Below are 14,843 nucleotides of genomic sequence, written 5' to 3'. Positions count from 1 at the left end.
CTTCTGTACAATAGGAAGAGTCGGTTTCTACTTCTCCTCCAAAATAAATATCCAAGTAGCTTTCACAGAAGAGAATTAATAACCCTTTCTAACTCATCAATAAGATCTCTTCTTGTTAATTTCTCTATTGCATCAATATGAGCTTCACTGCCAGCTTTACCTAAATATACATCTAAGCGTTTTTTTTTGGCTGTCAGTGGCTCGTGTAAAGATAGGTTCGGCGGCTTGTAGTTTATAATACCAATAGATTTTTTGATGAAAGGGTAACTTGGTAACGAATAATATGACAATTAGGGGGAGCGACTTCTCCTTCGTTTTGAATCTTCTGAATTTTTTGCTTAAATTTGCGGATTAGGTTTTTAATTTGTCTAGCTCTTCGGGTCGGGTCTTGATTGGTTTTCAGACAATTTTGGGAATCCATTTGACATCTTGAGAAACTATTGACCTCCCTTTATATTAGCGTATATATTACGCTAATATTTGAAAAAGTTAGTAATGACCATGAAAAATCAAGAAACTGAAAAGGCAATTAAAGAGTTTCGTCGTTGGAGGGAAAATCTTTTTAATGGGCTTAAAGCCAGAAAAGAGTCTCTCATAGAGTTGATAGATGCACTCTCCAGTAATCAACAAGCAACATCAGTAGTGGAATTATCTCTTAATCCCTTGTTTAGACGAAATTATAACAGTTTATATAAAGGAATTCAAGAATTTTTTCCTTATCAAACTGAGGATACTGAGGATGAATACTTAAAACAAATTAAAGATTTACTCAAGGCAGTTTCTCTTACTATACCATTATCTCAATCCCGACATTTTAACTTATTTGCAATAGATACAACTCCTTATCAACGACCGTATTCACCGGTATTAGCTGATAAAAAATTTATCCATTATCCTAATCCTATTAAAGGAAATAAACCCATAAATATTGGACATACTTACTCAGTTATCTGCGCTTTACCTGACCCAACAATAACAGGTAATAAGCCTTGGGCAGTTCCTTTATCAGGAGAAAGAGTACCGAGTAACGATAAAGCAGCGAATGTGGGCAATAAACAACTTAAAGAAATTTTTGAAAGCTCTTCGTTTTCAAGACAAGAGTTATCAGTTTTAGTCGCTGATAATTTTTATAGTCAACGAGATTTTATCGGCGAACAAGTCAATTATAAAAACTTAGTTACTATTACGCGAGTCAGAAGTAATCGGGTTTTTTATAGACAATTTATTGAGAAAATAACTACTCAAAAAAAGTCGGGACATCCCCGTTGGTACGGGGATAAATTTGACCTAAAAGATGAGAACACTTGGACTCAACCCAATGAAGTTACTCAATGCGTCTTTACTACTAAAACAGGTCGTCAACTGACCACTACAATTTCCGCATGGAAACAGATGTTAATGAGAGGAAATAAAAATTATAAAATGAACAGTTATCCTTTTACTTTACTACAAATTCTCATCACTGATGAAGTTAATAATGCTGTTTGGCAGCCTATGTGGCTTATAGTCATCGGTTCTCGCCGTGAAGAGTTAAGTCTGATTGATTGCTATCAATCTTACCGACAACGTTATGATATTGAACATTTTTTCAGATTTAGTAAACAGAAATTATTAGAGGCTATTTATAAAGTCAATCTTAAGAAACGAGGCGACGCAACATTATCCTTGTCATAACTGCATAAATAGCGGCTTCACTCATTTCTGATAATTTTTCATAATCTTTACTCAAACGACGATACCAGTTAAACCAGCCGAACGTTCGTTCCACAATCCATCTTTTCGGTAAAACTTTAAATTTTTTGTCTGAACGCTTTATTACTTCTACTCTTGCTTGAATCATCAACCAAATAGCCAGAGCAAATTTATCACCACTATAACCAGCATCTACCCACATTAAAGCCACTTTTTCAAGCAGTTTGGGATTTTCTTCTAATAGTTCCATTACCGCCGTCGCCGCTAAGACTCTTTCTTGACCATGAGCTTCAGCTACAATTACTTTCAAGATTAATCCTAAACTATCAACTAATAATTGCCTTTTTCGGCCTTTGACTTTTTTTCCACCGTCAAAGCCATACACATCCCCCTTTTTTCGGTTGTTTCCACCGATTGGCTGTCTGCTATGATTACACTACTTTGCGGAGATTTCCCTACCTGTTGACGAACCATCTGCCGGAGGGTGTGATTGATTTTTTCCCAAACCCCCTTTTTGACCCATTTGCGATAATAACTATAGACTGTGGAGGGAGGAGGAAAATTTTTGGGTAAATATCTCCATTGGCATCCGGTCTTCAAATGATAATATATCGCATTACAGACTTGTCTAATATCTGTAGTACGCGGATGTCCCCCGGATTTAGCGGCTGGAATAAGTGGGGCAAGCAATTCCCATTCGGCATCAGATAAATCACTTGGATACAAGCAGATCGCTCCTCACTTTTGATTGCGAACAATTACCCAGATTAGATTAATCGTTTTTGGCCTATTTTTTTCTTGTCTTTAGATTTACTTTATAAACACCCTCTGAGTAGCCTCCCTAGAGTATTATCATTTAAAGTTAAAGCCGGTTCTTGTCCAATAGCTCCTAGCAAATTTCCAATATCTTTGACTCTTTGATCTAAGCTATCTAATTTTTGTTGGTAGGTCCAGCGTACCTGACCTACAGCTAATAACGTCTGAATTCCGACTATAAAAACGCTAGTCAGCCCCAGATAGCGAAAGGTCATACTAGATTGTAATTTGCCCAATTTTCTTTTAATTTCTCTCATGAGCGGTTTCCTTCCTATCTGGCCTTTTAGGCAGTTTCCTCGACTCCAACCCAGCTGATGCACATTTTAGCTTAAAATTAAAGATTTTTAAGATTTTTTATAGAATATATTGGGGATCAGATGGTATACGCTTTAAGCTAGAAAATTTAAGTAAAATAGCTCAATTGAACGAGGGACTTGGTTAAGATATAGCAAAATTCCTCTTAAGGATTCTCCTCCCCAGGAGAGATAGACAAAGGGTATTTTCTAGCTACATCACCGGCTTAACCTTTAAAAATCTAACTAAAACACCATGATAAGCATTTTGCCTAAACATAATCTTTATTCTTTAGTATGTCTTTGTACCTCCCCGAAGGCAGTGAACTTCATCAACATTTGAATGTGATCTTGATCAACATACTGATTGGATAATAAAGATATGTCAACCTCAATCAGTCTATACCATCAACAGTAGGTAAAATCGGAGCATGGGAAAGCGATCGCTGAAAGCCTCAACCCGAGGAACACAAATAGCCAAAGAAGCCTTTGAAAAAAAAGGATGGACTCAAGAGCAACTCGCTGAAGCGGTCGGACTCTCCAGTCGCCAGTCCGTCTGGAAATTTTTTACCGGTAGGCCCATCGAACGTCATTTGTTTAAGGAAATGTGTTTTCAATTAGACCTCACTTGGGAAGAAATTGCTGATTTACCCCAAGGAGAAAAGCCCTCTACTCAAGAAGATCAAAGCATCAATGACTTGGGTGTAGAAGGCTGTGTCAATCTTTTGCGCTTACAGCTTCATGAACAAATTCAAACCCAATGCAATACGCTACAATCTCCGATTGCTCTAACCCAACCCTTATTAGAACAAATTTACATTCTGACCAGAATTATTCCACAGCCGTCTAATCAGCGATGGTTGGAAGTCTCCGATTTTCAAGATTCGAATGCGAGTTTTGAACGACCAATCTTGAGCCATCTCAATCAAGAGGCTGTCTCGGGCATGGATATTATTGCTCAATATGAACGACTGATGATTTTAGGAAAACCCGGAGCCGGGAAAACGACGTTTGTGCAATATATAGCCCTTCAATCCATCGGCGGCTACTATAGACCCGATTTAGTGCCTTTTTTCTTTCAATTGCGAACCTGGTCCGCAGAAATCCCCGAAGAAGATAACTTTAATTTGCTCACTATCATTCTTCGTTTGGGCAGGCGCTACAATCTGAGCGATGAACAAACCATGACTTTACTCGAAGAGGGAAAATTTTTGCTCCTGTTGGATGGCTTAGATGAAGTTTCTGAGGAAGAAACTGAGATGATTTTCCAAGAAGTCAATCAATTTTTGCTGACTTATTATAAAAATCCCATTATTATTACTTCTAGAACGGGATTTCAAAAATATTATTTCCAAGGATTTACTTATGTAGAATTAGCCGATTTTAATCAGAATCAGATTGAAAATTTTGTTCATAAATGGTTCGTCGCTACAGCCAATGAACTATCAGAAGGACAAAAAAAAGCTCAACAATTTCTTGAACAATTAGCTCTCCCTTATAATCAACCGATCAGAGAATTATGTGTCACGCCAATTTTACTCAATTTGCTTTGTTCAGTGTTTAAAGAAAGAGCAAATTTCCCGACAAAACGAGCCAAACTTTATCAAGCAGGTTTAGACATTTTACTGCTCCGTTGGGACCAAGCGAGAGGGATTCATAGAGATCAAATTTATCGCTATCTGGCTTTATCAGATAAAATAAAATTGCTCAGTCAAATAGCGGCTAAGACTTTTGAAGAAGGCAATTATTTTTTTGAAAGCAGTGAACTTTTACCCATCATTGAAGATTATTTAAGAAATTTACCTAATGCTAATCTGGATGTGGAAATCCTATGGTTAAATAGCGAGGCAGTGCTAAAATCGATTGAATTTCAGCATGGCTTGTTAATAGAACGAGCCAGAGATGTTTATTCTTTTTCCCATTTAAGTTTTCAAGAGTATCTAACCGCGAGAAAAATTACTCTAACCTCACCGGGCGAATGTTTAAAACAAGAATTAGAAAAACTGGCTAATCATACCACTGATTATCGGTGGCGAGAAGTGATTTTATTAACCGCTAGTATGCTTCCTAAAGCAGATTTTTTAATAGAAAAAATGAAAGAAAAAATTAATTGTATGTTACAAAAAAATGCCGGTTTACAAGAATTTTTAAGCATCATTCAAGAAAAAGTTCAAAATCTTAATTTACCCTATGGATTATCAGCCACTCGAGCTTTTTATTTTACCTTGCTGCAAAATCGAGATTTTAATTTAGCGATTTCCCTAGATAAAAAGTTCGTGAGCTTAAAAAATTTTGATGCCTCTTTAGACTTAGATTATAGCCTCGCTCGTGCTTTTACTGATAGTATTAATCTCGTTAACCAACCTGATAGAAAAAAATTTATTAATCTGAGTTTGAGCTTAGATTTAGAAAGTAAATTTGCTTTAGAGCCAAATTTTAAACAGTCTTTAAAGCAACTGAAAGAGCTATTACCCGATCCCGAACAAGGTAAAGAAAACATTCAAATGTGGTGGCAAACAGAGGGAAAAAACTGGGTTCAACAGTTCCGTCAAATTCTTTTCAAATACCGTCAAATAGGCTATGATTGGCAATTAAGTGCGGAACAAAAAGAAGCCGCTCAACAGTATTATCGTGCTAATGAGTTTCTCATTGAATGTCTCAACAGTGATTGCCAGGTGAGTTCTACACTTCGGAAAAATATTGAAGAAAATATCTTGTTGCCAATTTGAACAAAATTGATGATTAATGAGCCGGACATAAGCGGATGCTCGGTAAAATTTTTATTGTCTATTCCCTATTAGTATTATGAATATTCTGATTGTAGAAGATGAACCCGAAATTGCTCAACTGATCCGAGAAACTCTAGAAAGAGAAAATTTTACCTGTCACATCGCTAGGACCGGATTACAAGCTTTAGAATTTTTCGGACAACTACAACCCGATGTGATCGTTTTAGATATTATGCTACCGGAATTAGACGGGTTAGAAGTTTGTACCCGCATCCGTCAAAAACCTGGGACAAAAGACCCTTATATTTTAATGCTAACAGCCAGAGGAGAAGAGATTGATCGCATTATTGGATTATCAACCGGTGCCGATGATTATCTCGTTAAACCCTTTAGTCCTATCGAATTAGTGGCAAGAGTTAGGGCATTACTACGCCGCAGCTTACGTCATGGAGGACAACCTAATCAAGTTTATCGAACCAACCATTTTAGCGTTGATTTAGATCAGCATCTTGCCACTCGACAGCTAGACAATGAAGAATCAGAACTTTTAGACTTAACAACCCTAGAATTTAATCTACTTTCTACATTTATGAGTTATCCTGGAAGAGTCTGGAGCCGTACTCAGTTAATTGATAAACTCTGGGGAAATGATTTTTTTGGGGATGAAAGAGTGGTAGATACTCATATTCGTCGATTACGCAAAAAAATTGAGCCTGATCCAGCCAATCCAAGTTTTATAAAAACAGTTATTGGTGTTGGATACAAATTTGAAGATGACTAAGCTAGTAAGTTCTTCTCCTATGTTTAAATTCAGTTTAGGAACTCGCTTATTTTTTTCTCATCTATTAGTGATGACGGTGGGATTAGGCAGTTTTATTATTATGGCTAAAGTCTTCTCACCTAGAATGTTTATCGTCCGTCTTGAACAGATGGAAAGAAACGGATTAGTTCGTGGTATTACTAGCCGCACTTTCCTCATTAAAGGATTTGAGACAGCCTGGAATAGTAGTGCTTTTTGGTCAGTTATTTTCGGGGCAACAACCGCAGGAGGATTAAGTTATTTGGTATCCAAACGCATTGTTAAACCCTTAAAACAGATGAAAACCATTACCAAAAAATTTGCCTCGGGCGATTTAAATGAAAGAGTGCCGGAAAGCGATATTCCCGAATTAAATCAATTAGCTATTAGTTTTAATCGCATGGCGAATGGATTAGAAGATGTGGAAAAACGCCGCCGAGAATTAATTAGCGACCTCACTCATGAATTACGAACCCCTTTAACCGTAGTCAGAGGCTATTTAGAACAATTATCAGATTACTCCATTGAACCCTCAACAGAACTTTATTTAAAGTTGGTTAAAGAAACGCGAAGATTAGAAAGATTAACCTATGATTTACAAGAACTTTCCAAAGCCGAAGCCGGCTATTTAGTTATTAATATTCAACCCCTATATCTCTACACTTTATTACAATCTTTGATCGAAAAATTTTCCGATCAATTAATGGATGAAGGACCGGTTTTAGCCCTAGACTGTCCGGCTGATTTACCACCGGTTTTAGCCGATATAGACCGCACAGAACAAATTTTAGTAAACTTATTAGGAAATGCCCTACGCTACACCGAAAAAGGCAATATTCTCCTCAAAGCTTGGTTAGAAAAAGACAGAATTTGGATAGCCGTTATCGATACCGGTATAGGCATTTCACAAGAAGATTTACCGTTTGTTTTTGAACGCTTTTGGCGGGCAGATCGCTCTCGAAGTCGATACTCTGGCGGCAGTGGCATAGGACTGGCGATCGTGCGGCGTTTAGTAGAATTACAAAATGGTCAGATCGAAGTAGAAAGCGAATTAGGTAAGGGCACTATTTTTCGTTTTTGTCTGCCAGTTGCTTAATTCAGTTAATAAGTCAGTTTCAGATTATGATGAAATGTTGTTGACTTCTCCCCGCGATAAACCAACGGGGATTCTAAGCGGATGCTACGCAACGCGACGGGGCGTATAAAGTGGCGAGGCAACCTTGCCACACAGCCCCTTATAAATCGACGTTGCTTCGCGTCTTTTTAGCTGACCAGAATTTTAATTTCTGGGGCTGAGTCAAAACAGCCCTAGACACTCGACTCAAATCAAAATTGAGTATTGTGCTTACTTGTTGAAGCTTACGGATTACGTTAGCAGCACCATTACAATCTGCATTAATATATTGATTGTTAGAGGTACGAAACAAGCCTCTTTTTACTCTTTTTCCTGATGACTTCCATTCGTTGGGTTTCTCACCATAAGTCGGGATAAAATCACCATCTAAAAAGCTTGATTTAGAAGTGTAGCTCTCGTCCTGTTGTATGAATTTAATTTTATACAATTCACATAATTGAGCTATTCTATTTTTTAATTTAGCAGTAGGGATTGAGACAAAGGATTGATGGTTTTTCTTGCCTAGGTTAACCCCTTTTTTGACTTCGTCATTCCAACCAAAAACAATAACACCAATGTTATTGTCAAGACAGTGATTAATTACTATTCTCGCTGCTTTGTTAACAGCATCTCTCATCTGCCTGTTGCGCCTCTCGGTTATTTTCGCTAACCTATTAGACCAGAATCCTTGTGATTTTCCTTCCTTAATTGTCGATACTTGCTTGTTGTACCAACGGTTAACAGATTTTAGGTGCTTCCCATCAATAATAAATGATGTACCTACATTAGAAACAGCAGTAATCCAGTTGTTAATTCCTGGGTCTAAACCGAGTACGTTGTCTTGATTTAAACTTTTATCTTGTGTTTCTAATTCATAAACAAACTCGACATAAAAGCACTGGTTACGAGGTAGTATTCTCAGTTCTTTAATATCTTCAAATTTAAAATTTGATGGCATTAGCAAAGAAAAACTATCGATGCTAAACCATCTTTTAACGGTTTTACCTAGTGGAATACGAATCTGGTTATCTACTAATTTTAATGCTTGTTTTGGATAAGTTATAAGTGCTAGACCTCCTTTCTTACGATACTTTGGGAGTTTTGATTTATCCTTTAATTCTCCTTTCTTATATTTCTTGTTTAACTCTTGGAAGGACTTAAAAGACTCAGCAACACTTCTAAGTATTTGCTGTGCAGCCTGGGAATATAAAACCTGAAAATGTTTGTTAGTTTTATATTCTTTTTCTAAGTCGAATTTCCCCAGAATTTTTCGAGTCTTAAAGTATAACTGACGAGCGTAATAAATACCGCAGTTAGTTAACTTATGAGACTCCGAGCAAATAAACTCTAGAATGGCTTTTAGTTCTGAGCTAGTAGTTATCAGGTTTTGTTGGCATCCGTACATAAAGTTGACTTTACACTTGTTGATCATTATAGTACAGACATAATTAACAAGTACATTGAAAATCAAAAAAGCAAATAGACACATCGGACTAAAGTCCGTATCCTCGGGCTTCATCCTTTGAATGAATTACAAAGGCTTTCGCGAGAACCGTGTTATTTTGGTAAAAAGCTATAAATTTTGATGATATGAAACAATTACAAGAACAAGTTGCTATTGTAACAGGGGCATCTAGAGGAATTGGCCGGGCTATTGCCATCGCTTTAGCCGCACAAGGAGCAAAAGTGGTGGTCAATTATGCGCGTTCAAGCGGGGCGGCTGATGAAGTGGTTACAGACATCACCAGCGCCGGAGGAGAAGCACTGGCAATAGGCGCGGATGTTTCCAAAGCCGAAGAAGTGGATCAACTAATCAAACAAACTCTCGAAAAATTTGGACGTATTGATATTTTAGTCAATAACGCCGGTATTACCAAAGATACCCTGATGATGCGGATGAAACTCGAAGACTGGCAAGCGGTGATCGATCTCAACCTAAGCGGGGTATTTTTGTGTACTCGGGCAGTGACTAAAACGATGTTAAAACAAAAAAGCGGCAGAATTATTAATATTTCCTCGGTATCCGGACTGATGGGCAACCCCGGACAAGCTAATTACAGCGCGGCTAAAGCCGGAGTGATTGGTTTTACCAAAACTGTCGCTAAAGAATTAGCTTCTCGTGGCATTACCGTCAATGCTGTCGCCCCAGGTTTTATTGCCACTGATATGACTCATGACCTCAAGTCTGAAGATATTATAAAACTCATTCCCCTCGGACGCTTTGGACAACCCGAAGAGATAGCGGGAATGGTTCGCTTTCTAGCAGGGGATCCGGCGGCGGCTTATATCACCGGTCAAGTTTTTAACGTCGATGGGGGAATGGTAATGTAGTCAAGAGTCAAGAGTTAAGGGTTTTTTGGCTCGCTCAACAAGACATTAAATAGAACCTAACCTACCCTCAACCCGTTGCACAATAGCAACCGAACCGGTGGGCTACTGATGACTAATGACTGATGACTAATGACTGATGACTAATAACTGATAACAAAGTTAGCACTCTCGCCCTAAGAGTGCTAAATTTACTAATGGAGAGACAACACAACAAAGGAAAAAAATGGCCAAAATTGTTTCCTTCAAAGATGAATCTAGAAGAGCCTTAGAAAGGGGAATTAATGCCCTTGCTGATGCTGTAAAGATCACCTTAGGCCCAAGAGGGCGCAATGTCCTGTTAGAGAAAAAATTTGGGGCCCCCCAAATTGTCAATGATGGGATCACCGTTGCTAAAGAAATTGAACTAGAAGATCCTTTAGAAAACACAGGCGCAAAACTGATCCAAGAAGTAGCCGCCAAAACCAAAGATGTGGCAGGAGATGGCACCACCACCGCTACAGTCATCGCTCAAGCCCTGATTAGAGAAGGGTTAAGAAATGTTACCGCCGGGGCTAACCCAGTGGCTTTGCGCCGAGGGCTAGAAAAAGTGACTCAATTCTTGGTTAGTGAAATTGAAGGCATTGCCCAACCTGTGGAAGTCGGGGAAGCCATCGCTCAAGTAGCCAGCGTTTCGGCGGGTAATGATGAAGAAATTGGGGCGATGATCGCTCAGGCAATGGAAAAAGTCACTAAAGATGGCGTGATCACGGTGGAGGAATCTAAGTCTCTGTCTACTGAACTAGATGTAGTAGAAGGGATGCAAATTGATCGCGGCTATATTTCTCCTTATTTTATTACCGATCAAGAACGTCAATTGGTAGACTTTGATCACCCCTACATTCTGCTCACTGATAAGAAAATTAGCGCCATCGCTGATTTGGTTCCGGTCCTGGAAACGGTCGCCCGTCAAGGTAAGGCACTGTTAATTATTGCTGAAGATATCGAAGGGGAAGCTTTAGCAACCTTAGTGGTGAATAAGGCCAGAGGGGTTTTAAATGTTGCTGCTATTAAAGCTCCCAGTTTTGGTGAACGCCGCAAAGCCGCTTTACAGGATATTGCGATCCTAACCGGCGGGCGTGTGATTTCTGAAGATATCGGCTTAAGTTTAGAAACAGTCACCCCAGACCTGCTCGGTCAAGCGGTTAAAATTACCATTGATAAAGAAAATACCACCATTGTCGCGGGTGGTGATAATAAAGAAGATGTGCAAAAACGCATCGCCCAACTGCGCCGGGAATTAGCCGCTACCGACTCGGAATACGATAGCGAAAAACTGCAAGAACGCATTGCTAAATTAGCTGGTGGCGTAGCTGTGATTAAAGTTGGGGCAGCCACCGAAACCGAACTTAAAGACAAGAAACTTCGCATTGAAGATGCTCTTAATGCCACTAAAGCGGCTGTTGCTGAAGGCATTGTTCCCGGTGGTGGGACAACTTTAATACACTTGTCCGGTAAGCTGAGTGAGTTCAAAAATACTCTGAGCAATGACGAGGAAAAAGTCGCGGCTGATATCATGGCTAAGGCTTTAGAAGCGCCCTTACGTCAACTGGCTGATAATGCGGGTTTAGAAGGCTCTGTTATTGTTGAAGGGGTACGCAAAACCGATTTTAACGTGGGTTACAATGCGTTAACCGGCGAGTTTGAAGACTTGATCGCCGCCGGTATTATTGACCCGGCTAAAGTGGTACGTTCTGCCCTCCAAAATGCGGCTTCTATTGCAGGGATGGTTCTGACTACTGAAGCTTTGGTAGTAGAAAAACCTGAAAAAAACCCGCCGGCTGCGCCTGATATGGGCGGTATGGGCGGCATGGGTGGCATGGGCGGCATGGGCGGCATGGGCATGATGTAAGCCTAGTCCTTGTTATACCCGATTTTTAACCCCTCTTCTTGAACGTGAACGGAGAGGGGTTTGATCATGATCAAAGTATTTTGTTAAATAAACTAGAATTTGAAGCGGCTAAAACTAATGAAGAGGTTTACGGGAAATATAAAGGAGTATATTTATATATCAAGCTAGGCACTGAAGAAGAATATAAAGAAAACCCAAAAGACGACCCCAAAACAGAATACAAGTTTTTTCGTGGATGTACTATTGAATACTCTGAAACTGAGGAACAAGCAGAGCAGGGCATTTATCAGTATAAAGATACTAATGTCAATATCAAGTTGTACTGGTAATTTCTACTGAGGAAGAATCAGATCTTTTAATTGGCCGTTTTCTAGGTGAGTAACGCTGTTGAATAGAGTCCCGATTTTTTTCTAGGAAAGACAGCATTTGATCGTCAGGGACTTCTAGCAATTCCCCATTTTTCATTAAAACTGTTGGCATGGGATTACTATCTTTGATACCTACTTTAACTATAGAGTAGCACACTCATTGATTTTCAATCGCCTACCATACATAAGCTTTACAAATGAGTAGATCAACTTCTATAAATAGTAAGGTGGGCAAAACTTTAAAAGGTGCAAACCTCTTTTGAGAGATTATTACCAACCCTTCGCTACTGCTCAGGGCAAGCTTTGCCCACCTGACAAATTAAATTATTCAGTTAATCTTTACAATTAACCATCGTTAAGTTTAGTAACGATTATTGCGACGATAATTGCCGCCACCACCGCCGGAGTTACGGTTTTCGCGTTCTCTGGCTTTGTTAACTTTTAATTCTCGTCCCATCCATTCTGCACCATCGAGGGTGGAAATAGCCGCATCTTCCATTTCAGGGGTTTCCATTTCTACGAACGCGAAACCGCGACGAAGACCTGTTTCTCGGTCAGTGGGGAGATAAACTCGATTGACTTTACCGTAATCGCTGAAAACTTCTGAAAGGTGCTTATCTTCTACTTCATGGGGTAGATTTCCAACATAAATTGACATGGGATGTCTCCTGATAAAATCAATGTGTAGCGAGAATAAATTTCGGAGACTGACCTGTCAAATAATAACGCGCGTGATTGTCCGACGACTATCATAATCAAAGAAAGTTCAACGATTTTTTGTCTCTATAGACAGTTTAGCATAAATTTAAAATTAGTGAAATTAATTAACCTGACGTGGTGATCGCTAATTTTTTGAGCATAAATACTTACTTTTATAAATAATTAGGGTGGGCATTGCCCACCTTTGTGATTGAACTTAATTTTTTTGCTTCATTTTTTTAAACAAAAGACTAAAGCCGATCGCTGTTCCTGTGCCTAAAATCGTAAGAGGTTCAGGAACTGGTTCAACAGGGACAATAGTTTCAAAAGTGATAGTTCCGTAAGCTCCGGTCGCACTGATGTCGTTGGTGTATTCAAAAAATTCATCATTATTGTAATCGTATCCAGCCGAATACTCTGTTCCTGAATAACTTTCTAAGAAAGTTTTTCCTTCAAAGGCTAATTTATAATCTATATTAATCTCATAAATTATACTTCCACCATAACCTCCTCTAGTATAATTCTGATATTCGTTAAAAAATAAACCGCTCAATTCTCCGTTATTAAATTCCAAATCAATATCCGAGTTATAAGCTAAGTCTAGGTCAGATGTTATCCATCTCCCGTAATATAGAACATCTCCCAAATATCCCTTACTGGTTAAAAAATAATTAAAGTTAACATTTTTTAATTCAGTAATATTAACAGTCTCTTTGCCAAACCCTTGTAAACTAGAATCATCAAAAGATAACTCACCAGAACCATAAGAAAATAAAGGATCTTCATAAGAGACAAAATTAAATTTAAAGGAAGCGGCTTGCACTGGCTGTAGAGCAATCATATTTATGGGAATGATTGTACAAGCCGTCAGGGTTGTCCATTTTAACCAAGAAGGAATCATAAATCTATTCTCTAGAATTAGTTACACCTCATTATAAGTAGATAGACAAGTTTTTCACAAGTAGCGAACGATGCGCGTTCGCCAGTTAAAAAATTAACTTCTAAGCGTAATTGTTTTACTTTGTTGGCCTGTTGGCCTGACCACACTTTTCAAGATCTGCCCCTAAAATCGATTTTAAACCCCTTTACCCCTCAAAATATTAAGACTTACGTACTCCCGATTAAAAAGAACGATTTTATCTCATTCTTCGCTCTCCGCTTGGAATCTCAAACCTTTATGATTTGGTTACAGTACGTAAGTTCTAGAAAGCTTCATCGATGATATCTTCATGTTATTGTTGTCTAAAAAATAAAATATTTTCTAACGGTTGCAGCAGTTGTCCAGTGATTTCTGAAGCGACAGGCATATCAATACCATATTTCTTAGGCCATCGATTTTTAGGGAGGTAAAATGTTCCAAAGATTTGGTCAACCCAAGGAAAAATCGCAGCATAATTTTTATCAATATACTCGGCTCCGTCATTGGTATGATGCCAATGGTGAAAAGCGGGAGTAACGATCAACTTTTCGAGAAAACCGAAACGCCAGCACATATTGGCATGAATAAAAAAGCTCCAGATAGTCCCAAAAACGACGTAAAGTAAGGGGACTATATCGGCAGTTTTTCCGGTGGGTTGCGCCAAACCTAGTAAATAGATAGGTACTAAACCACAGAGTCGGGTCAAAAACATATCCAAAGGGTGAGCGCGGGTATTGACTAGCCAATCCATTTCTTTGGCACTATGGTGAATAGCGTGAAATCGCCATAGTAAGGGAATTTCGTGCATCCAGCGATGACCCCAATAAGCGCCGAATTCTCCCACAATAATGGCTAGGAGAAGGCGTGTTCCCACCGGCAGACTAGCGACCCAAGTATAAAAACCAATGGGTTCAAGGCGATGAACCGTCCAGGCAAGGATTGACAGGGGTAGGACGAGAAGCAATTTAGGCACAATACTGTTGAGAAAATAATAGAGCAAATCTATCAGAAATTCCCGACGAAATACTTTTTGTTTGTGCCGAGGACTAAGCCTTTCTAGGGGAACGAAAATGAGCATCAGAAGGACTAACCAAACTGATAATCTCAAAAGATCTAGCACAAGTGAGGCGATAAAGTGGTGCATAGGTTGGTGCTTCTAGAAATCCAGACTACAATGGAAGTACCTATGCTGTAA

Annotated in this window: 14 protein-coding genes and 1 pseudogene; 7 read left to right on the top strand and 8 right to left on the bottom strand. The window is 38.9% G+C overall.

Annotation, left to right across the window (positions count from 1 at the left end):
- Nucleotides 1-232: 232 nt before the first annotated feature.
- A complete protein-coding gene (locus CYAN7822_RS39575) occupies nucleotides 233-421 on the bottom strand; it encodes a hypothetical protein (protein ID WP_245602621.1) in 189 nt (62 codons plus the stop codon).
- An 80-nt stretch (nucleotides 422-501) separates the two neighbouring features.
- On the opposite strand from CYAN7822_RS39575, the pseudogene CYAN7822_RS22930 reads away from it, so the two are divergent.
- A pseudogene (locus CYAN7822_RS22930) lies at nucleotides 502-1,626 on the top strand (transposase); the annotation flags it as partial.
- A gap of 10 nt (nucleotides 1,627-1,636) precedes the next feature.
- On the opposite strand, the gene CYAN7822_RS36930 reads toward CYAN7822_RS22930, so the two are convergent.
- Nucleotides 1,637-2,418 (bottom strand): IS5 family transposase gene (locus CYAN7822_RS36930; protein ID WP_173362888.1). Its coding sequence is split into 2 segments (ribosomal slippage): nucleotides 1,637-2,091 and nucleotides 2,091-2,418, totalling 783 coding nucleotides; the frame shifts between segments, so codons are not numbered across the junction.
- An 89-nt stretch (nucleotides 2,419-2,507) separates the two neighbouring features.
- Entirely contained in the window at nucleotides 2,508-2,765 is a 258-nt protein-coding gene (locus CYAN7822_RS22915) for a hypothetical protein (RefSeq protein WP_013324626.1), read from the bottom strand.
- A gap of 467 nt (nucleotides 2,766-3,232) precedes the next feature.
- Here CYAN7822_RS22915 and CYAN7822_RS22910 point away from each other — a divergent pair, with 467 nt between their 5' ends.
- From CYAN7822_RS22910 to CYAN7822_RS22900, 3 genes are all read left to right on the top strand, one after another.
- Nucleotides 3,233-5,530 carry an NACHT domain-containing protein gene (locus CYAN7822_RS22910; protein ID WP_013324625.1) on the top strand — a complete coding sequence of 766 codons (2,298 nt, stop codon included), beginning with the start codon at nucleotides 3,233-3,235 and terminating at the stop codon, nucleotides 5,528-5,530.
- 76 nt (nucleotides 5,531-5,606) lie between these two features.
- Complete coding sequence (locus tag CYAN7822_RS22905; RefSeq protein WP_013324624.1) at nucleotides 5,607-6,311, top strand: response regulator; 705 nt, start codon at nucleotides 5,607-5,609, stop codon at nucleotides 6,309-6,311.
- Nucleotides 6,312-6,330: 19 nt separating this feature from the next.
- A complete protein-coding gene (locus CYAN7822_RS22900; RefSeq protein WP_041933358.1) occupies nucleotides 6,331-7,425 on the top strand; it encodes a sensor histidine kinase in 1,095 nt (364 codons plus the stop codon).
- A gap of 139 nt (nucleotides 7,426-7,564) precedes the next feature.
- Here CYAN7822_RS22900 and CYAN7822_RS22895 read toward each other — a convergent pair whose 3' ends face one another.
- Complete coding sequence (locus tag CYAN7822_RS22895; RefSeq protein WP_013324622.1) at nucleotides 7,565-8,848, bottom strand: RNA-guided endonuclease InsQ/TnpB family protein; 1,284 nt, start codon at nucleotides 8,846-8,848, stop codon at nucleotides 7,565-7,567.
- Between the two features lie 185 nt (nucleotides 8,849-9,033).
- Here CYAN7822_RS22895 and fabG point away from each other — a divergent pair, with 185 nt between their 5' ends.
- From fabG to CYAN7822_RS22880, 3 genes are all read left to right on the top strand, one after another.
- Entirely contained in the window at nucleotides 9,034-9,774 is a 741-nt protein-coding gene (gene fabG / locus CYAN7822_RS22890; protein WP_013324621.1) for a 3-oxoacyl-[acyl-carrier-protein] reductase, read from the top strand.
- Nucleotides 9,775-9,997: 223 nt separating this feature from the next.
- Nucleotides 9,998-11,662, top strand: a complete 1,665-nt coding sequence (gene groL / locus CYAN7822_RS22885; protein WP_013324620.1) for a chaperonin GroEL — start codon at nucleotides 9,998-10,000, stop codon at nucleotides 11,660-11,662.
- A gap of 44 nt (nucleotides 11,663-11,706) precedes the next feature.
- The gene (locus CYAN7822_RS22880; RefSeq protein ID WP_013324619.1) at nucleotides 11,707-11,991 is read left to right on the top strand and encodes a hypothetical protein; all 285 of its coding nucleotides are present in this window, start codon (nucleotides 11,707-11,709) and stop codon (nucleotides 11,989-11,991) included.
- Here the strand turns inward: CYAN7822_RS22880 and CYAN7822_RS38715 are convergent.
- The 4 genes from CYAN7822_RS38715 to CYAN7822_RS22865 all read right to left on the bottom strand — a co-directional run bounded on the left by CYAN7822_RS38715 (nucleotide 11,975) and on the right by CYAN7822_RS22865 (nucleotide 14,792).
- Nucleotides 11,975-12,142: a hypothetical protein gene (locus tag CYAN7822_RS38715; protein ID WP_013324618.1), complete on the bottom strand. Its 168-nt coding sequence runs from the start codon at nucleotides 12,140-12,142 to the stop codon at nucleotides 11,975-11,977. The genes CYAN7822_RS22880 and CYAN7822_RS38715 overlap by 17 nt on opposite strands.
- A 249-nt stretch (nucleotides 12,143-12,391) precedes the next feature.
- On the bottom strand, nucleotides 12,392-12,688 hold the full coding sequence (locus CYAN7822_RS22875) for an RNA recognition motif domain-containing protein (RefSeq protein ID WP_013324617.1): 297 nt from the start codon (nucleotides 12,686-12,688) through the stop codon (nucleotides 12,392-12,394).
- Between the two features lie 258 nt (nucleotides 12,689-12,946).
- Nucleotides 12,947-13,630 carry a PEP-CTERM sorting domain-containing protein gene (locus CYAN7822_RS22870; protein WP_013324616.1) on the bottom strand — a complete coding sequence of 228 codons (684 nt, stop codon included), beginning with the start codon at nucleotides 13,628-13,630 and terminating at the stop codon, nucleotides 12,947-12,949.
- A gap of 331 nt (nucleotides 13,631-13,961) precedes the next feature.
- The gene (locus tag CYAN7822_RS22865; RefSeq protein ID WP_013324615.1) at nucleotides 13,962-14,792 is read right to left on the bottom strand and encodes a sterol desaturase family protein; all 831 of its coding nucleotides are present in this window, start codon (nucleotides 14,790-14,792) and stop codon (nucleotides 13,962-13,964) included.
- Nucleotides 14,793-14,843: the final 51 nt, after the last annotated feature.

It is taken from the genome of Gloeothece verrucosa PCC 7822 (genome assembly GCF_000147335.1).
Taxonomy (GTDB): domain Bacteria; phylum Cyanobacteriota; class Cyanobacteriia; order Cyanobacteriales; family Microcystaceae; genus Gloeothece; species Gloeothece verrucosa.
The sequence above is the reverse complement of the archived record's forward strand: the minus strand, read 5'-3'. Positions and strand labels throughout refer to the sequence as shown.